Here is a 19,780-nt window from a genome sequence, read left to right as displayed (position 1 = left end):
GCTATTGTAACAGTTTATTGCCGGCAGCCCTAGATTTGTATGCGAATGTGGCATTATGTTTCAGGACACCTTGTTTCAGACGGCTTTGGGTGTTATGGTTAACCGTTTTGAAATTTTAAGGAGTATTTCGATGAAACTGTATATTTACGACCATTGCCCGTTTTGCGTCCGTGCGCGGATGATTTACGGCTTGCGCGATGTGGCGGTGGAAGAGGTTGTTTTGGCAAACGATGACGAAGCTACGCCGATTGGCATGATTGGTTCAAAACAAGTGCCGATTCTGCAAAAAGAAGATGGTTCGTTTATGGGCGAGAGTTTGGATATTGTCCGTTACATCGATCAAGGCCGTCTGAAAGAAACGGTTCGTCCCGAGGTTCAGGCTTGGTTGGACAAAGTGGGCGAATACAATAACAAATTGGTACAGCCGCGCATGGTCAAAATCAGCCTGCCCGAATTTGAGACCGATGAAGCAAAAAAATACTTTATCGACAAAAAAGAGAAAAGTATCGGCAATTTCGAGACTAATCTGAACAAAACGGCGCAATATCTGGAGCGTCTGCATCAAGACTTGGCCGAACTGGAAGCGCTGGTGTGCGAAGGCGAGGGCTTGGGCGGTGAAATCAGTTTGGAAGATATCCTGACTTTCCCTATTTTGCGCAACCTGACCGTTGTGCGCGGTATTCAATGGCCGCAAAAAGTGATGGATTATTTGTTGGCGATGAGCGAGCGTTCCGGCGTGGCTTTGTATTTTGACCGTGCGTTGTAATGAGTGTTTGAAACATGAAAAAGGCCGTCTGAAAGTTTTTCAGACGGCCTTTGGGTTTAATAGGCGATCATATCGGCAACCTGTGACAAGCCGTTTTCCAACGATTCGAGCATGGCGGTATAGCCGTCGCCTTGTTGCGGCGTGACGGCGTTAAACGGTTTGCTGCGTCCGTCCGGCCATTGTGCATAACCACTGATGGTGGTCTGCCCCTGATAGCTGCCTTGGAAGGCTTCGATATAGACTTTCAGGGTTTGGCTGTTTTGGCTGCGTGAAGCAGGCACGAAGGTGCGATGCGGATTGAGGCGGTTGAGCTTGTTGCTGAGGTTTGCTGCCAACGCGTCATCGAGCGGTGCCGCCCAAAGGTGGTTTTTCGCCAGATTCACATGATAGGCATCGGTTTGGTAAACGAGGCCGCCGTTGGCAAGCGGTTCGGCAAGGTTGACTTTAACCGCAATTTCGCTGCCATGCGTAGCAGGTCGGATGTACTGGCTGTCGGGCAGAACGAAATATTGTGTGCTTTGCGCAGTACCGCAGGCGGCAAGCGTCAGGGCGGCGGCAATCGGGAAGAGGCGCATTATCGGCTTCCTTTCGGGATAGGGTCTTTGCTGCTGTTGTTGAAAATCAGCGCGTTGGGTTTTTCTTTCAAAGTATTAATCACGGGTTGAACGTCTTTTAAGGTTTTGTCCAAACTTTGCAGCGTATTTTGTACGTCGCCGTAGATAGGCGATTGAGGCGATACGCCTTGCAGGGTTTGACGCAATTCTTTCAGGGTTTGGTTCAACTCGTTCGGAATGTTTTGTGTTTGTGGTTTGCCGACCAGTTTGTCGATAGAGCTTAGGGCGGCATTGGCAGATTTGAGTGTGGACTTGAGCTCGGCAAGCGAACCGTTCAAGCCGGCAACGGTTTTATCCAATGGCAGGTTGTTGAACTTGTCTAACAAATCGGCCACTTTTGCCTGCAAATCGTCCAAACCGCCGCCTTGGGTTGCGATAACGGTATCGCCTGCATAAACGGTATGCGGTCGCAGCTTAGGCGAGGCGGAAGGCTGATCGTTCAACTCAATCATTTTGCTGCCGGTCAGCAGGTTGTTGCTGGAGATGGTGGCAGTCAGGCCTTTGTTTAAGGCCGTCTGAAATTGTTGTTTCCAATGCTCTTTGCTTTGTTCGTCCGCATTGATTTCCAAACGGGAAGGCTCGATGCGGATGCGTACGGGAATCCAGCCGTTTTCAAACAAGTGCAGGCTGTCGTTGCGGTCGAAATAAGGGACATCGGAAACCACGCCGACATTTAGGCCTTTGTATTCGACAGGTGAACCGGCAGACAGGCCGCGTACGGATTGTTTGAAAAACGCGGTGTAGTACAGCGAGCGGTCGTCAGGCAGGTTGGCGACTTCGCTGCGGCTGTCGTAAAGCGTGAAGCTGTCTTCGCTTTTAACGTTTTTGCTGTCGCTTGTTTTGGGCGAGTCAAAGGAAATCGCGCCGGACAGCAGGGCAGGCAGAGGGGCGGAATTGAGTTTGACACCGCTGCCCGTGGTTTCGATATTGATGCCGCTCTCCAGCCAGAAACGGCTGGCGGAATTAATCAGTTTGTCGTTAGGGCTTTGGATGAAGATAGTGTAATGCACGCTTTGGTCGGACGGGTCGAAATGTGCGCTTTCTACTTGGCCGACCATAAAGTTTTCATACAAAACAGGGCTGCTGACGTTGAGGATGCGGTCGTTTTTGCCGATCAAATTCAGGCGCAGGCCGCTTTGACCGATTGCAGCAATCGGTGGAATGTCTTGAACGACAAATATGTCTTTGGTTTCTTGGCTTTTGCCCGGTGTAAATGCAATATATGAGCCGGAAAGCAAGGTTCCCAAGCCGGTAACGCCGCTTTGGTCGATACGCGGTTTGACTACCCAAAATTGGGTATCGCTGCGGATAAGGTTTTTGGCGTCGGCGCTGAGTTGGGCGGTGACTTCCACGCCTTTTTGGTCGTCGCGCAATTTGATGCGGGTAACGCGTCCGACATCGACGTTCAACACCTTAATAACGGTGTTGTTGACCTCGATGCCTTCGGCGCTGTCCATCAACAGCGTAACGACAGGGCCGCGGTTGCGGATGTCTTTAACCAAAAGCCAGCCGCCGGCAATCAGCGCAATCAGCGGAATCAGCCACACGACGGATGTGAAGACATTGGTTTTCTTGACACGCGCCGGGGCGTGATAATTGGGTGAAGAATCGTGTTTTCTCATTGTGTTAAGGTCTGGTCAGAATCAAGGCCGTCTGAAAGCTGTTGTTGCTTGTCCCAAATCAGACGGGGATCGAAATAATAGGCCGAAAGCATGGTCAAAATAACGACCAGGCAGAAGTAAATCGTCGCACCACCCGGTACAACGCGCGCCATATTGGTGTGGAACGAACTCATCAAAATGATAATCACAAAAATATCAATCATCGACCAGCGGCCGATGGATTCGGTAATCCGATACAAAACCGACATCTTGTCCGCGCTCATCACAGGTTTGAAGTATGCGGAATAAATCAAAACCGCCATCGCAATAATCTTCAAAACCGGCACCATAATACTGGCACTAAAGATAATCACGGCAATCAATCGGTCGCCGTCGTCCCACATATAAACAATGCCGTTGAAAATCGTGTTGATCTCCAAGGCCGTCGGGTTGGACGAAATCATAATCGGCAGGATGTTGGCAGGGAAATACAGGATAAACGCCGCGACTAAAAACGCCAGAGAAATGCTCAGGCTTTTCGGGCGGCGGCGGTATAAGTCCGCACCGCATACGCCGCAAGGCTGCTCGTCTTTATTGCGGAAATACAGGCAACGGCTGCAACAGATTTTGTCTTCAGTGGCCGTCTGAACCGCATGGCCGCCGGTTAAACGGTGAATCTTATAATAAACCCAATGCTGCGGAATCGATACCGAAGTCCGAATCAGCATGACCGACAACGGAAACATCAGATAAAACGCCGAGCCGAATTCTACCGTAGCAACGGACGAGAGCTTGATATACGCCACCAGAGTGGAAATAAAAAACACATCCACCATAATCCAATGACGCAGCCGCACCAATACACGCGTTGCAAAGCGCAGCGCAGGGTAGGCCTTTTCGCGTATCAAAGCCGTATAAACATAAAGGCAGAGCAGTAAAAACAGTAAGGGCGCGCCGAAGGTGAGGATAAACATCACTTCTGCCAGAAAACCATAATCCAGCGAAATCAAAAGCCGCATCATTTGCGGCAACGACAAAATCGATGTCACGCCGAACAAATCGACGCGGATATACACCATATTGTACGCGAATGCCATCAGAATCAAGGTTGTCAGCGCATAGGCAATCGGCGCGATATACGGATTGTTTTCCACCTCCACGATTTCGTGGTTGCACACCGGACAATGCGCTTCCTGCCCCTGACGCAGGCGCGGAATATCCATACGGCAGCCGCAATCCGGGCATTCCACCGTATGTGCAGGCAGCGTCGCATCAGGAAGATAAGACTTGTAGCGCCACCAGCGATGGTAGGCAGGAATCCGTTTCATGGTTCGGCAGGGGGTAAAGAAGGTGCAAAGAGTGTCGCATTATAAAGGAAAACAGAAGGATAGCCCAAATTTAGGTCGATATTGGATTGAATGGCGGCTGTTTAATAAAGTTTGGGCCGTCTGAAAAGTTTGAAAAGACTTCAGAAGGTTATTGCTATGGGCCGTTAAATTTTATTAATAGGTCTTGGTTTTGTTTATTGTCATTAGTATAAAAATAATATATATTCTTATTCCTGAAAAACGCGATGAGACTTGTAGATTTGTGGAAGGTGTGCGGTCAATGAACCTGAAGCAGGTTAAGAGTTATCTTCTTTGTTTTTAAAACGATTCTTTTAAAATTAGACGGTATTTTTAACCATAAAGGCCGTCTGAAACCATTAGTCCCTTATTCAAAGGAAACATCATGAGTGAGACCCAAGAGCTGACTTTCGCCAAACGCTTGAAAGAGCAAACCACGACAACGCACGACAGCGTTGATAACCTGGTTATGTCCGTTCAACCTTTTTCTAGCAAAGAAAACTACATCAAATTCTTGAAACTTCAATCTGTTTTCCATAAGGCTGTTGACCATATCTATAAAGATGCCGAATTGAACAAAGCCATTCCTGAACTTGAATACATGGCACGTTACGATGCCGTGACTCAAGACTTGAAAGACTTGGGCGAAGAGCCTTACAAATTTGACAAAGAATTGCCACACGAAACCGGCAATAAAGCCATCGGCTGGCTGTATTGCGCCGAAGGTTCTAATTTGGGCGCAGCATTCTTGTTCAAACACGCTCAAAAACTTGAATACAACGGCGAATTCGGCGCACGCCACCTGGCTCCGCATCCAAACGGCCGCGGCAAACACTGGCGCGCTTTTGTCGAGCATCTGAACGCTTTGAACTTGACTCCTGAAGCCGAGGCGGAAGCCATTCAAGGTGCGCGCGAAGCATTTGCTTTCTATAAAGTGATTTTGCGCGAAACCTTCGGTTTGCCGGCAGGTGCAGAAGCGCCTGAAGGTATGACACCGCACAGACTCTAAAAAATAATTAAATCAAACAGACAAGGTCTCGGCGTAGATGTTTGCAGGGGCCTTTAATTACACTACAAAGTTTTGTTTGAACGGGTTGCTGTCTTATACCTACTCAGATTTGATTCTCCTTTAAAAATTCCATTCACCACCTAATGACCATTGATGAATATTACGCATTGCATATGGTGCATTGCTACGGATGTGACTATAACTATAATTCAAAGTAGGGGTAATGCCTTTATAAGATAATTTGTTGTGGCTAAGGTTGATAGAGAGGGAACGCTCTCGGTTGCGTTGTGGCTCGGTACCGAATGCCATAATGCCTTTATAGCGACGGTTGGCAAATGAAGCGGTAAGTCTGCTGTTAAGCCCGCCTAAAACCTGCCATTGCTGTATCCAACCTATATTGAAACCGTTGCGGTGGTAGGCCGCATTGTTGACAGTATTACGTATGTTTTTGTTTTCAGGAACAAAGCGGTTGTATTGCCAACCGCCGAACAGGGTCGTACTGCCGAAACGGCGCGCTAGGGAAAGATAAGTACTGTCGTGCCAACCATCGTTGCGCAGTGCACGATCAGTTTCCCGATAGTTTTGGCGGTAGCGCTCCAGTGAGTAATAAAGTTGTGTTGCGTTACCGAGATTGACCATATGCGAAAGCTGTACGCCAACCCCGTGTGCCAGCATATACGGCGCGGCGCGACGGTTATTTTCTTTTTTGCTGTCAAACTCGCTGCTGCCTGCCAACTGTGCCTGATAAAACGGTAAAACGCTGATGGTTTGTTTGCCATCCTTGCGCTGCCATCCCAAATAAGCCCTGCCGAACGCATCGTCGTAAGCCGATTGACGGTCGAAAAAATAGCTTGTGCCGCTGAGGTTGGTACGGAATTTGATGGCGTGATGCCCATACAATGGGGTGAGTTTTTCGGTGTTCAATTCGTAATTCAAGCCGTTGGCACTGACAGGTAAGGTAACACTGCATGCGGTTTGCCCCCTTGTTTCGATGCAATAACGCGGAGCAGCGTTGTTGGCATTATCGTTATGCACGGGGCTGATTCCGCCAGACCATTTCCATTCTGTCTGCCGTTTAACGGCTTCTTGAAAACGTTTGACATTTTCCAAAACGGGGGCAGGTATATCGCGTTGCGCGGCATGACGAAAATGCATCGTTGCCTCACCCAAACGATGGTCCTGAAACTCTGCAGCTGCCAAATCCAATAATATGCGGTCGTCTGAAACGTCAGATTCATAAAGGGTACGATAACGTTCGACCGCTTCGGAATTTCGTCCTTTCAACTTTGCTAGCAAAGCATCGGCACGCGCAATCAGTTTGGGATTGTGGTTGGGCTGTTTGCGGTAAAGGGCAACAAGCGAGGAAACCAGATCTGCGCTATTGCCGTTAAGTGCTTGAACTAACGCGTCCTCAAGAATATGCGGGTTTGACGCTAAAAAATCATCGTTAATCAGAGTCGGTCTGCCTATATTCTCATTCTTTTCAGGCGACCTTTCTTCCTCAGATAAAATATCTAACCATTGTTTCTGTTGTACTTGTACAGCAGTATTCTGAGAAGAAATATTCTGCCGAACACCCTTTTCGGGAAATTCAGCAAAGACTGCTGACGGCAATAGGTAGCACAAAGAAGCTGAGACAATTTTTTGTTTTATTTTTAGCATTTAAAGTCATCCGAAATATATGTATATATTGCAGGGCAAACCGTTTCTAATAAGGGATTTGCTCTTATCATAAAACTGCCTGAGGCATCTCAGGTAATTTTATTTTTGCATAAAAAATACAGATTCGTATTTAGATTTATTATTATAACGGCAAATTTACGAAATATATATAACTTATTTATTTTTATAGGATTATAAATTACGTAAATATATTTAACAGAGAGAGGATAGCATAAAGATTCACCCTAACTACTGATAGAGAAAATATTGGTATTGCTAAAATAAAATATTTATTACACAATATTTCATATTATTAGTAATACTTATCATTATTGTATTTGAGAAGCTTGTATTTAGAGAGATTGGTTATGAAAATTAATGTATTTATAGTACCCATTGCAACTACCTTTATTTTGACTGCATGTGCAGGTGGAGGTGCATCTGAACCCAAAGTTCCCGTTGCTATTCCGACAGCGCAACCTATCGCCAATGTTAAGCTGAGCGATGAAAGCAGTGCGATACAGACCATCAATACCCTTTCCGGAAAAGGAGGCAGCCTGCATGAAGCGGAGCTCGAAGTAAAAACATCATGGGGCAGCTATACCGATAAGCAATATGTCTATCAAACCCCTTCAGGCAACTATTACAACATCAGCTCATATTCCGACCCGATTGTCCCCTCCTACTCCAGCCCGTCTTATGCCCTGCGTACCCGCCACGAAGGCCAACCTTTATCTGAAGGTGGCAAACTGTTTGTCTGTTGCAGTAGTTCGGGACAGTTCACCTACGCGCCCGCAACCAAACATGATCACCTCAAATTCGGCGCATGGATAAGTTCAGACGGCACGGCAGACCTGTTCGTCGGCGGTAAACCTGTTGGCACGGCGAAACCGTCTTATTACACTCCGTCAGACAGTACTGTGGCAAAAGGCAAGACCACATACGAAGTTTGGGCAGTCCGCGTCCGCAACGGCAATATCGTTACCTCAACCTACGATCCGGGCAAATCCTCCGGGTCGTCTGAAAAAACCGCTCCCAAACTTTCACTGCTGACAGCCAATTTCAACACCAACAAACTCGGCGGCACGATTTTAGGTAATGCGGATTACGGTCCGGACGTCGTAATGAAAGATGTGGGCATTAACGGCGTTGATTTCTCAGGCACTGCCGAATCTGACGGTAAAAACGGCAAAGTCGAAGGAAAATTCTTCGGTCAGTTTAAAGGCGGCGATAAAACAGAAGTCAGCATAGGCGGCAAAGTTACCTTCGATGCTGACAAATCGTTAGATACTGTATTTGGCGGCGTAGAAAATTCATCAGACCGCAATACGACAGATACAAGCTTGACACCTGTCAGCCAGTAACTGCACATCAAGCATTCCAATAATAGATAATCAATATATATTAAGAGGCAAAAAATGTCCTTCCATTTTAAACCTGTACTGCTGGCAGCTATTGTCAGCCAAACTTTCCCTGCCTTAGCGGCCGATCCTATTCCTCAAGCTTATCAGGAGTTGAATGAAGTCAAAGTCATTGGCGGCCGCAAAGTACAAAAACTCGGTGAAGAGAAAATCCGCCGTCAGGCTTTGGATAAACAAATGGTCTCCGATGAAAGCGACTTGGTGCGTTACGATCCGGGCATCAGCGTCGTTGAAGGCGGGCGCTCAGGTTCTAACGGTTTTACCATACGCGGTGTCGATAAAGACCGCGTTGCCATCAACGTGGACGGACTGGCACAAGCAGAAAGCAGGTCGTCTGAAGCATTCCAAGAGTTGTTCGGCGCATACGGCAACTTCAATGCCAACCGCAACACTTCCGAACCCGAAAATTTCTCGGAAGTAACCCTCACCAAAGGTGCGGACTCGCTCAAATCCGGCAGCGGTGCATTGGGCGGTGCCGTCAACTATAAAACCAAATCCGCAAGCGACTATGTTTCCGAAGAAAAGCCCTACCATTTGGGCATTAAAGGCGGCTATATCGGACGCAACAGCCAGAAATTCAGCAGCATAACCGCCGCAGGAACTTGGCTGGGTCTGGATGCATTGATGGTTTATACCCGCCGTTTCGGTAAAGAAACCAAAAACAACAGCGACGCTGCCGATACCGACATCACCGACAACAAACAAAGCTGGGGGCCGAATGTCGGCAGAACCAACTACGGCAGCCGTGGTGTGGCTCGTAGTAAACCTGATCCTCAAGACTGGGAAAATAAAAGCACTCTGTTTAAACTGGGTTACAACTTTAACGATCAAAACCGTATCGGCTGGATTTACGAAGATTCACGCACCGACCGCACGACGACCGAATTGTCCAATATGTGGGCGGCAAACTGGAAAGGCGAGGCATTGGGCGATACCCGTTCCCGTCAAGATATTTCCTACCGCAAACGCATCGGTTTCGAATACAAAAACCAACTTGACAAAGGACCATGGGACAACCTTAACCTGCGTTACGACCGTCAAACCATCGACATGAGTACCTGGACTTGGGACTTGCCGACCGATTACGCCAGCAACGGGGTCAACAGCGACGTATACCATATGTTCCGCAACATCCGTCAAAAGACCATACAATATGGTGCCGATGCCGAAAAACAAATCGACTTCTCCAAATCGGTATGGGCAATGCAATACGGATTGGGTGGTTCACAAAACGACAACGGCAATAGAGATCATAGCTATTGGGTACGCCTATACGACCCGAAATATCAAACGTCCAACAACCAAGAATTGACTATGCTGGTCGAAAGCTCCTCCAAAAACCGTTTTGCCTACTGGAACAACACCTTCCAATTCGGCGACAGCAGCCAATACCGCCTCAATGCCGGGGTTCGTTACGACAACAGCAGCAGCAAAGCCAAGGACAACCCCAACTATACCCCTGCCATCCGCGGTCAAATCCCCTATCTTGGCAGCGAGCGTAAACACAGCGGTTTCAGCTACGGCTTAGGATTAGACTGGAAATTTACTCCACATTTGAATCTTCTGGCGAAATACAGTACAGGCTTCCGCGCGCCGACTTCGGACGAAACCTGGCTATTGTTCCCGCATCCTGACTTCTACCTTAAAGCAAACCCTAACCTTAAGGCAGAAACCGCCAAAAACTTCGAGCTGGGACTTGCCGGCAGTGGCAAAGCCGGAAACTTTAAACTCTCCGGCTTCCAAACCCGCTACCGCAACTTTATCGAGCTGACCTACATGGGCGTGTCCTCAGACAACCCCAACAGCCCTAATTATGCGCCGATTTCCGACGGTACCGCATTGGTCAGCTCACCCGTTTGGCAAAACCAAAACCGTTCCTCCGCATGGGTGAAAGGTTTGGAATTTAACGGCACATGGAACCTCGACAGCATCGGTTTGCCGCAAGGTACGCACGCAGGTGTCAATGTCAGCTACATCAAAGGCAAAGCCAAACAGACCAACGAACAGGAAACCCCGATTAACGCACTTTCGCCGTGGTCTGCTGTTTACAATCTGGGCTACGACGCTCCTTCCAAACGCTGGGGTATCAATGCGTACCTGACACACACTGCAGCTAAAAAACCGTCTGACACCGTTCACAGCAGTGATGATTTGAACAACCCATGGCCGTTTGCCAAACATAGCAAAGCCTATACGCTTTTCGACCTGACAGGCTACGTCAACTTGGGCAAATACTTCACTGTGCGCGCCGGTGCGTACAACATCGGCAACAAAAAATACTACACTTGGGAATCGTTGCGCAGCATCCGCGAATTCGGTACAGTCAACCGCGTTGACAACAAAACCCATGCCGGTATAGAACGCTTCACCTCCCCCGGCAGAAGCTACAACTTCACGCTTGAAGCCAAGTTCTAAGGTAATTAGAACAGAAAGGAAGGTTGGTACAGCTACAGCACCACCAACGGCGTTGACCGCGATGGCAAAGGCTTAGATCGCTACCGTGCCCCAGGTCGCAACTATGCCGTGTCTTTGGAATGGAAATTCTAAGCAGTTAACGGATAGCTAAAGGCCGTCTGAAAGTTTTAATGACTTTCAGACGGCCTTTTTTATTTACAGCGAAATCCTTAATCGGATAACAACGGTTGCTGCCGAACAATCGCGCGGATGATGGCGCGGTTGGGGTGTAGCGTGGTTCTCAGCCTTTGCGATAGCGGATGCGGCAAGCCGAGTATTTCGGCTGCGATGGCGGCGGCGCAGATGGGGGCTGTCGCCAGTCCGCGTGTGCCGTGTGCCGTATTGATGTAGGCATTGGGCAGGTAAGGGCAGGGGATATTGTCGAGTCGGTAGTTTTTGTCCAATGCCAGCTTGGCGTAGGCGGACTGCATGGCGGCGATGTCGCCTAGTGCGCCGACAACGGGCAAGTGGTCGAGGCTGTCGCAACGTAGGGCGGCATGGCCTTGTGTGTTTGGAAGGCCGTCTGAAAACGAATCTTGCTCAAACAGGGATTGTGCCAATGGCGGATTGAGCTGGTGCAGGGCGGCGCGGTTTTTGGTTTCTTCCTGCGGATACCAAGTTTCATCGTTGCTGTTGAGCACAAATGTCGCGCCATAGCAGTGGCGGCCTTGCCAGCTCGGACTGATGTAGCTTTCGCCGGAAATGGCGCAACGCAGTTTTTGTGAAAACGGGCTGGCGGGCACAACGCCGGTTTGGCCGCGGATTTGGCGGAAAGGCAGGGCGGAGACATTGGTGTCGGCGGTAGTCGGGCTGTGCGCGCCCATACAGTAAACAATATGGCTGGCATTGAAATGCGCGTCCGGCGTGTGTGCCGTCCATTGTGCGCCGTCATGCGATACGGCGGTCAGCGGTGAGTGTTCGTGCAACTCAATCAGCGGATGATTCAATAAGGTATGCACGACAGCGGGCGGATTCAGCCATACGCCTTGCGGCCAGTAAAGGCCGTCTGAAAATACGTCTATGCCTGCGATGGACTCAGCCTCTTCGGCAGATACGCTGCGGTAGAGGTGTTTATGCTGGTGTTGCAAACCCAAGGCCTGATTGCGTTTGCGTTCACTGTCATCAAAATTCAAATGCAATACGCCGTCGCCGCCCCATACGTCGGAGTCGGGCAGCAAGTCTTCCAATAATCGGCGCGTGTAGCCGTAGCCTGTCAGCAGCAGCTCGGTTTGTTCGGTATCGTGTGGCGAGATTTTGGCGTAGAGCAAGCCTTGGCGGTTGCCGCTGCCTGCCTGCGCCGCTTTACCGGCCTCCAAAACCGTAACGCGTACGCCGTACTCAGCCAGTTTGCGCGCGGTCGCTGCGCCGGCAATGCCTGCGCCGATGATCAGGACGTGTTCGGGCGCGGCTTGATGTTCGGGCCGTCTGAACCAAGGTTTTAGAGGAACAGGGGCGGATTGGGGTATGGCTTCGGTTTGCCATTGGATATGATGGAAATGTTCGTGTAAGCGGTCGGCACGGTGTGGCGGAACCAGCCAGAGATGCATATCAGGCAATAGGTTTTCTAAAACGTTGACGCTGTTGAACTGAAGACATTTCATGGCTTGAGCGAGACGCTTGTTCAAACGGCCTTCAAGCTCGGAGGGATGATTTGACAGCGGAAAATCGGGAATACGGTTTTCAGGCAGGCAGACAATCAAATAAAGCGGTACGGTATGTTGTTCGATTGCGCGGCAAAGGGTAGCAAGGGAAGGCGTGGTGTTCCAAGCAAGGTAGGTCATGATGAAGGGCCGTCTGAAAAAAGAGGCTTTATTGTAACGCGGTTTGCGCGGATAGAATATCCGAACGGGTTTTGAGAGAATCGCATGATATTTTGATTTCCAATTGATTTTCATACAGGAATTTTATGCGCCGTCTTTTGTTGTGTCTTCTCGCTTCCGGCTTGCCCATCGCTTGCTCGTCCGTGCCGCCGAATAACGGCAGCAAAGCCGTTCGGTCCGAACGTTGGGCAACCCCCGTCAAACACGATGCTAACCTTTATCGTATCGACGACAAGCTTTACCGCAGCGAGCAGCCTGTTGCCGAAGATAGCGAAGCCATCGTCAAACTGGGCATTCAAAGCGTGATCAACTTGCGCTTTTTCGACCGCAACGATGACGACCATTTGAAAGCGTATGGTTTGACCTTGCTAAACCGTCCGTTGCTGTCATGGAGCATTAAGCCGAAAGAGATTGCGGAAATCCTATACCTGATTGAAAAACAACAGCAAAACGGCGCAGTGCTTATCCATTGTTATCACGGCGCAGACCGTACCGGTTTGATTGCCGGAATGTACCGCATCATTTATCAAGGCTGGCCGGTGGAAGAAGCAAAAGCCGAAATGCAACATGGGCCTTACGGTTATCACAGCATTTGGAAAAACATTGCCAACCTGTTTACCGAAGAGAAAGTCAAACAGGTTAAAATGCATTTGGAAGCTTTGCGCAAACGCGGTTAATACCAAGATTTAAATCATAAAAGGCCGTCTGAAAGAACAAATCTTTCAGACGGCCTTTTAAATGGCAGATTGCTTAAATCACAAAATCCGTAGTCGATAATTGAATGTTTTGATCCATATCGGCAGACGGGGTTTTGGACGAGCGGCCAACCGGTTTGGCCGGTACGCCGACAACGGTAATCGAAGACGGTACATCGGCAACCACCACGCTGCCTGCGCCGATTTTGGCGTTTTCGCCGATGCGGATGTTGCCCAAAATTGAGGCATTCGCACCAATCATCACGCCATCGCCGATTTTCGGGTGGCGGTCGCCGCTTTCTTTGCCCGAACCGCCCAGCGTTACGCCGTGGAGGATGGAAATATTGTTGCCCAAGACGGCGGTTTCGCCGGCCACAAAACCGGTGGCATGGTCGAGCATCAGGCCGTGACCGAAACGGGCGGCCGGGTGGATATCGACACCGAAGACTTCCGACATGCGGTTTTGCAGGAAATACGCCAGCGTTTTACGGCCGTTTTGATAGAGCCAGTGGTTGATGCGGTGTGCCTGTACGGCATGGAAACCTTTGAAATATAAAAGCGGCAGCGAATATTCATCACAAGCCGGGTCGCGCTCGTAAATGGCTTTCAAGTCGGCCTCAACACATTTGCTGATACGGGTGTCCACGCTCAAAGCCTGCTGATAGATTTCAAACAGCGCGCGCACATCCATAATCGGACTGCCGAGCTTGCTGGAAAGATGGTAGGCAAGTACCGAATCGAGCGAATCGTGGCGCAACACGGTTTGATGCAGGAAGCTTGCCAGCATCGGTTCGGCCGCGGCTGCAGCTTCGGTTTCTTCGCGGATGGTGTGCCACAGATTAAAATCGGTTGAATTCAAATGGTCTTTTTTCATATTCGAGGCCGTCTGAAGAATAAAATCAGGTGGCTATCTTACCGTTTTCCAACGTCTTTTAACAAGGCATTTGATAATCGACGTTCAAATGCTTGAAGTTTTTTCAGACGGCCTTATATATGGGTCATTGAATGCTAACACTCTAAAAGGATGTCAGAAATGACGGATCGTAACGAACAACACCAAAACGAAGCCGAGGAAGCGGCAGTCGTAGAAACTGCTGAAGCAGTTGAAACCGAACAAGCCGAAGTACAAGCCGAGCCGACTTACGAAGATCTGCAGGCGCGTATTGCCGAGTTGGAAGGTCAGCTCAAAGACAGCGAGCTGCGCGGTTTGGCAAACGAGCAAAACCTGCGCCGCCGCCATCAGCAAGAAATTGCCGATACCCATAAATTCGCCGGACAAAAATTTGCAGCCGAAATGCTGCCTGTCAAAGACTATCTTGAAATGGCGCTGCTCGACCAAAGCGGTAATTTCGATGCCTTGAAAATGGGCGTGCAAATGACTTTGAACGAATTGCAAAAAGCGTTTGATGCCACCCATATTAAAGAAATCAATCCTCAGGCAGGCGAGAAACTTGACCCGCATTACCACCAAGCCATGCAGGCAGTGGTCAGCGAGCAAGAGCCGAACACCATCGTCAGCGTGATGAAAAAAGGCTACACATTATCCGACCGCGTCCTACGTCCTGCGATGGTTGTCGTGGCGAAAAAAGAAGATTGAAGGCACCGCTTGATAAAGTTTATCAAGCATAAAATTTTCAGACGGCCTTATCCGGTTTCAAAGCCCGATGTTCCGCTATTGGAAAATCATTCCGATAAACCGGAATCGGAAAATTAAAGCCGGCCGTCTGGAAAAAGAATAAACGGCTTGTGGATAAATAAATCAAGTACTTGAATTTAATTTGAAAAAAAATTCAAATTAAGCCTTGAAAAAAAATGAAGCAACCTTATTTACAAGCCATCGGAACGAAATGTTCCACAGGATTATTAATTAAGAAAAGTTTATTAGGAGCAACATAATATGGCAAAAGTAATCGGTATTGACTTAGGTACAACTAACTCTTGTTTGGCCATTTCTGAAAACGGTCAAACCAAAGTGATCGAAAATGCAGAAGGTGCACGCACCACTCCTTCCGTTATCGCTTATCTGGACGGTGGCGAAGTCCTCGTTGGCGCACCCGCCAAACGCCAAGCGGTAACCAACGCTAAAAACACCATCTACGCTGTAAAACGTTTGATCGGTCATAAATTTGAAGACAAAGAAGTTCAACGCGACATCGAATCCATGCCTTTCGAAATCATCAAGGCCAACAACGGCGACGCATGGGTGAAAGCGCAAGGCAAAGAGCTGTCTCCGCCGCAAGTTTCCGCAGAAGTCCTGCGTAAAATGAAAGAAGCCGCCGAAGCTTACTTGGGCGAAAAAGTAACCGAAGCCGTGATTACCGTTCCGGCCTACTTCAACGACAGCCAACGTCAAGCCACCAAAGACGCAGGCCGCATCGCAGGTTTGGAAGTAAAACGTATCATCAACGAACCAACCGCAGCCGCTTTGGCATTCGGTATGGACAAAGGCGACAACAAAGACCGCAAAGTAGCCGTATATGACTTGGGTGGCGGTACTTTTGATATCTCTATCATCGAAATTGCCAACCTCGACGGCGACAAACAGTTTGAAGTATTGGCTACCAACGGCGATACTTTCTTGGGCGGTGAAGACTTCGACCAACGCTTGATCGACTACATCATTGATGAGTTCAAAAAAGAACAAGGCATTGATTTGAAACAAGACGTAATGGCTCTGCAACGTCTGAAAGAAGCTGCCGAAAAAGCCAAAATCGAATTGTCCAGCGGTCAGCAAACTGAAATCAACCTGCCATACATCACTATGGACGCAACAGGTCCTAAACACTTGGCCATGAAAATTACCCGTGCCAAATTTGAAAGCCTGGTTGAAGACTTGATCCAACGTTCTATCGAGCCTTGTAAAGTCGCATTGAAAGATGCCGGCTTGAGCACCAGTGACATTGACGACGTGATTTTGGTCGGCGGTCAAAGCCGTATGCCGAAAGTACAAGAAGCCGTTAAAGCCTTCTTCGGTAAAGAGCCTCGTAAAGACGTGAACCCTGACGAAGCTGTTGCCGTAGGTGCAGCGATTCAAGGCGAAGTATTGAGCGGCGGCCGTAGCGACGTATTGCTGCTGGACGTAACTCCTCTGTCTTTGGGTATCGAAACCATGGGCGGCGTGATGACCAAGCTGATTCAAAAGAACACTACTATTCCGACTAAAGCGTCTCAAGTGTTCTCTACTGCCGAAGACAACCAAAGCGCAGTAACCATCCACGTACTGCAAGGCGAACGCGAACGTGCTTCTGCCAACAAATCTTTGGGTCAGTTCAATTTGGGCGACATCGCACCTGCACCACGCGGTATGCCACAAATTGAAGTTACTTTCGACATCGATGCCAACGGTATCTTGCACGTTTCTGCCAAAGACAAAGGTACCGGCAAAGCGGCCAACATCACCATCCAAGGTTCTTCAGGTTTGAGCGAAGAAGAAATCGAACGCATGGTGAAAGATGCCGAAGCCAACGCTGAAGAAGATAAAAAACTGACTGAATTGGTCGCTTCCCGCAACCAAGCCGAAGCCCTGATTCACTCTGTGAAAAAATCTCTGACTGACTACGGCGACAAACTCGACGCTGCCGAGAAAGAAAAAATCGAAGCTGCGTTGAAAGAAGCTGAAGAAGCAGTTAAAGGCGACGACAAAGCCGCTATCGATGCCAAAGCCGAAGCTTTGGGTGCAGCCAGCCAAAAATTGGGCGAAATGGTTTACGCTCAAGCACAAGCCGAAGCGCAAGCAGGCGAGGGCGCACAAGCCGAGTCTTCTGCTAAGAAAGACGACGACATCGTAGATGCCGACTTTGAAGAAGTAAAAGACGACAAAAAATAATTGATGCCGTCTGAAAAAAGCGTGAATCGAAAGGTTCGCGCTTTTTGTCGTTTGGGAAATGTGTAAAGACGCTTTGTTGAAATTGACGGTAAACTTTCAAAAGCTTGCTACATTATCGTGTTGCCATACTTCTATTGCCGAATTTTGAATAGATTTCGCCGAGTGCTGACAGCAGCTGACAGTCAAAGCCATTAATATTTGTCCATCGCTTGAGTACGAATAAATTCTTATTTTTACCTCAAATCAACCCCTTGAAAGAAGATAAATATGAAAAAACTGATTCAAATGACCTCTTTGATGGTTGCTGCTGCCGGTTTGGTATTGGCTTCAGTCGCTTCTGCACACGGTAAATACGAAATGCATCCGAAACAAGAACGTATGCACAAAAAAGCCAAACCGCAAAAAATGAAAAAACCTGCACCTAAAGCCAAACACCACGCAACCAAGCCCAAACATCATCAAGAGCATCGCCACGACCATCATTAAGATGAATCCTCAACAATAAATAAGGCCGTCTGAAACCCAAACATCAGGTTTCAGACGGCCTTCGGTTTATCTGTCAAATAGAGTTTTGCCGTTTTTCTTGTGCCAAACGGGTCGGCTCCAACCAGGCAATGTTTCTTTCTGCCAACGCATCGCGCCAATAATCCAGTTTGGTATCCAAATCTTCAGAGAAACTGTCTTGATTCAAAAGTTGAATGATAACGCCGCCGTCCGTCGCTTCGGCCAAACGGCTGATTTGACGCAAAATGCCGCGGTCGGGAACAGTTTGCGTGCGTACGCCGATGAGAAGTTGCGCCGGAGTTTGTTTCAATTCGGCTTCTAATTGTTCCAAATCTTTTCTGCCGGCGGCCACGCCTTTATTTATCCATTCTTGTGCCAAAACGCCGGAAAACCAAAGCGGCTCAGGCCATTCCGTTTCCAGTGTAACTGCCCATTTGGGCGCATTATTCAGCGTAATTTTAGATGAAACAGGGATGATGTTTTCCTGAAAATCATCGGCATCGACAATTTTCGTTTGCCATGTGCGGAGGATGTTTTGATAGTACGGCTGATTCAAATCCAAACGTTCGCGAAGGGTTTTTAAAGTAATCTTGCAAGCCAGCCAAGCAAGCAAGCGCGGCAGAATGCCATAACAGATAATGCTGCCGATGAGTAAACCCGCCCAAGCGCGTGCATCTTCGATATGATTGTTCAGACGGCCTGCAATTACGGCCTGACTGTCGGGAACAGGAAAGCCCAAACGTTCCGGCAGCCATGACAAAGCCTCAACCGTTTTCACCAATGCCGTATTACTTAAAAGCGTGCTTTCCCAGTTGAATGTATATTGACGTACCAAAAGCAGCAGCAAAACAGAAACCAACATTCCCGACAGCGTGTATAGCCATAGGCCGTGCGAAGTTGCACCAATCAGCCAACGCGTTTGCGGTTTGCGCCATTCATCCACATAAAGCCGCAAAATTGCCTGATTGACAGGATCTTTGCCTCGGAACCAAGTTGCCGGACTGCTGATAAAGTGCACATTTTTCAAACGCAGGAATAAAGTCGCCAGCCACACCAGCATCATGATTGTATTCATGCCCAAAATCCCGGCCAAGACCAGAAAAAAGTTCAGCCCCTGATTGTCCATCAAAAGATAAGTGCTGGAAAAACCGACCGTAAACAACAATGTCGCCGCAACAATCCAAAGCCAAAACGAGCCTGTCTCCACCTGTTGCAACACATATTTTAAATGCTGGTCGCGGTCAATGATTTGGGCGCGGCGTATCAGTTTTTCCTCGTTGCCGCCATCAATATGCTGCAACGCTTCCGTCGCCTGCACAGGATCTCCCGGAAAAATATAGGCACGTTCTTCAAGGATACGGACCAATTCGACAAGTTTTTGCGATGGATTCAACATAAATGATAGGCCGTCTGAAAGATACAATGGAAACAGCTGTAAAAGCAGTTTCGATTTTGAATGGGTGTATAGTGGAATAGATGTAAAAAAAGCAGCCCGAAAGCTGCTCATTTTGAGTGACGGAGAGACTCGAACTAAAGGATTAATGCATTGTTTTATATTATGAAAATAATCAAGCAATGCAAATATACCCCCAAACAACCCCCCATCTTGCAAAGGTCAAAAAATTATTTAGCAGTCTAATGCCGGTTATTATAACTTTTTTTGGGGCGTGTTGTTATTTGAGTGAGTAGGCCGGCGGCTTCCCGCTCAAATTTAAACCGCTATATATATACAAAATGCACTGGTTACTCTGGTTACCTGGTTACCAGTCCCTAAAAATCCTTATAAATCAACGATAATGCGGTAACCAGTTATGTCCTTGTCATTGGTTACCAGTGCCGGTTAAGTGGTTACCCGCCGTTTTTTGCTTTCTTTTTATGGACTCGCAAAATTCAAGGGACTACATTATTACGCGCGCGCGTATTGGTATCGAAATTATTTATTCTTCGCTTGCCTTTTTGGTAGATATGGCGGAAATAGGGCATAATTGCGCTGTAAGCGTGTTTTGTTGATTGGGTAGGGGTAGGTATAGGTAATGGGTTGAATGGCTCTAATTTTTGAGAT

15 protein-coding genes are annotated in these 19,780 nt (G+C 48.3%); 8 read left to right on the top strand and 7 right to left on the bottom strand.

Translation table 11 applies throughout. The features are described from left to right. Positions 1-55 precede the first annotated feature (55 nt). The gene (grxB, locus tag FAH66_RS06450; protein WP_137041081.1) at positions 56-766 is read left to right on the top strand and encodes a glutaredoxin 2; all 711 of its coding nucleotides are present in this window, start codon (positions 56-58) and stop codon (positions 764-766) included. A gap of 56 nt (positions 767-822) precedes the next feature. Here the strand turns inward: grxB and FAH66_RS06445 are convergent, their stop codons facing one another. From FAH66_RS06445 to FAH66_RS06435, 3 genes are read right to left on the bottom strand one after another with little or no spacing between them, the layout of a single operon-like run. Then, a complete protein-coding gene (locus tag FAH66_RS06445; protein ID WP_137041080.1) occupies positions 823-1,341 on the bottom strand; it encodes a PqiC family protein in 519 nt (172 codons plus the stop codon). After that, the gene (gene pqiB / locus FAH66_RS06440; protein ID WP_137041079.1) at positions 1,341-3,002 is read right to left on the bottom strand and encodes an intermembrane transport protein PqiB; all 1,662 of its coding nucleotides are present in this window, start codon (positions 3,000-3,002) and stop codon (positions 1,341-1,343) included. The genes FAH66_RS06445 and pqiB overlap by 1 nt, the downstream gene beginning before the upstream one ends. Then, positions 2,999-4,309, bottom strand: coding sequence for a paraquat-inducible protein A (locus FAH66_RS06435; protein ID WP_137041078.1), 1,311 nt, complete (start codon positions 4,307-4,309; stop codon positions 2,999-3,001). Before FAH66_RS06435 ends, pqiB begins: the two co-directional genes overlap by 4 nt. A gap of 403 nt (positions 4,310-4,712) precedes the next feature. Here FAH66_RS06435 and FAH66_RS06430 point away from each other — a divergent pair, with 403 nt between their 5' ends. After that, positions 4,713-5,336, top strand: a complete 624-nt coding sequence (locus tag FAH66_RS06430; protein ID WP_137041077.1) for a biliverdin-producing heme oxygenase — start codon at positions 4,713-4,715, stop codon at positions 5,334-5,336. Between the two features lie 120 nt (positions 5,337-5,456). Here the strand turns inward: FAH66_RS06430 and FAH66_RS06425 are convergent, their stop codons facing one another. Further along, positions 5,457-6,998, bottom strand: coding sequence for a surface lipoprotein assembly modifier (locus tag FAH66_RS06425; protein WP_137041076.1), 1,542 nt, complete (start codon positions 6,996-6,998; stop codon positions 5,457-5,459). A gap of 368 nt (positions 6,999-7,366) precedes the next feature. On the opposite strand from FAH66_RS06425, the gene FAH66_RS06420 reads away from it, so the two are divergent. Both FAH66_RS06420 and FAH66_RS06415 read left to right on the top strand, forming a co-directional pair. Next, positions 7,367-8,362 (top strand): Slam-dependent surface lipoprotein, encoded by a 996-nt coding sequence (locus FAH66_RS06420; RefSeq protein ID WP_137041075.1) that lies wholly within the window; start codon positions 7,367-7,369, stop codon positions 8,360-8,362. A gap of 54 nt (positions 8,363-8,416) precedes the next feature. Next, positions 8,417-10,834: a TonB-dependent hemoglobin/transferrin/lactoferrin family receptor gene (locus FAH66_RS06415; protein WP_137041074.1), complete on the top strand. Its 2,418-nt coding sequence runs from the start codon at positions 8,417-8,419 to the stop codon at positions 10,832-10,834. Between the two features lie 209 nt (positions 10,835-11,043). On the opposite strand, the gene mnmC1 is transcribed toward FAH66_RS06415, so the two are convergent. Then, complete coding sequence (gene mnmC1, locus FAH66_RS06410; protein WP_167480321.1) at positions 11,044-12,654, bottom strand: FAD-dependent 5-carboxymethylaminomethyl-2-thiouridine(34) oxidoreductase MnmC1; 1,611 nt, start codon at positions 12,652-12,654, stop codon at positions 11,044-11,046. 125 nt (positions 12,655-12,779) lie between these two features. On the opposite strand from mnmC1, the gene FAH66_RS06405 reads away from it, so the two are divergent. Further along, positions 12,780-13,370 (top strand): tyrosine-protein phosphatase, encoded by a 591-nt coding sequence (locus FAH66_RS06405; RefSeq protein ID WP_137041072.1) that lies wholly within the window; start codon positions 12,780-12,782, stop codon positions 13,368-13,370. A 73-nt stretch (positions 13,371-13,443) separates the two neighbouring features. Here the strand turns inward: FAH66_RS06405 and cysE are convergent, their stop codons facing one another. Further along, positions 13,444-14,262 carry a serine O-acetyltransferase gene (gene cysE, locus FAH66_RS06400; RefSeq protein ID WP_049329088.1) on the bottom strand — a complete coding sequence of 273 codons (819 nt, stop codon included), beginning with the start codon at positions 14,260-14,262 and terminating at the stop codon, positions 13,444-13,446. Between the two features lie 150 nt (positions 14,263-14,412). Between cysE and grpE the strand changes: the two genes are divergently transcribed. The 3 genes from grpE to FAH66_RS06385 all read left to right on the top strand — a co-directional run bounded on the left by grpE (position 14,413) and on the right by FAH66_RS06385 (position 17,700). Continuing rightward, positions 14,413-14,985, top strand: coding sequence for a nucleotide exchange factor GrpE (gene grpE / locus FAH66_RS06395; RefSeq protein ID WP_049352744.1), 573 nt, complete (start codon positions 14,413-14,415; stop codon positions 14,983-14,985). 300 nt (positions 14,986-15,285) lie between these two features. Continuing rightward, positions 15,286-17,214 (top strand): molecular chaperone DnaK, encoded by a 1,929-nt coding sequence (gene dnaK, locus FAH66_RS06390; protein WP_063076263.1) that lies wholly within the window; start codon positions 15,286-15,288, stop codon positions 17,212-17,214. A gap of 267 nt (positions 17,215-17,481) precedes the next feature. After that, positions 17,482-17,700 (top strand): hypothetical protein, encoded by a 219-nt coding sequence (locus tag FAH66_RS06385; RefSeq protein ID WP_003684970.1) that lies wholly within the window; start codon positions 17,482-17,484, stop codon positions 17,698-17,700. A gap of 73 nt (positions 17,701-17,773) precedes the next feature. Here FAH66_RS06385 and FAH66_RS06380 read toward each other — a convergent pair whose 3' ends face one another. Continuing rightward, entirely contained in the window at positions 17,774-19,114 is a 1,341-nt protein-coding gene (locus FAH66_RS06380) for a DUF2868 domain-containing protein (RefSeq protein ID WP_137041071.1), read from the bottom strand. Positions 19,115-19,780: the final 666 nt, after the last annotated feature.

Origin of the sequence: Neisseria subflava, assembly GCF_005221305.1 — a bacterium.
GTDB lineage: Bacteria > Pseudomonadota > Gammaproteobacteria > Burkholderiales > Neisseriaceae > Neisseria > Neisseria subflava.
The sequence above is the reverse complement of the archived record's forward strand: the minus strand, read 5'-3'. Positions and strand labels throughout refer to the sequence as shown.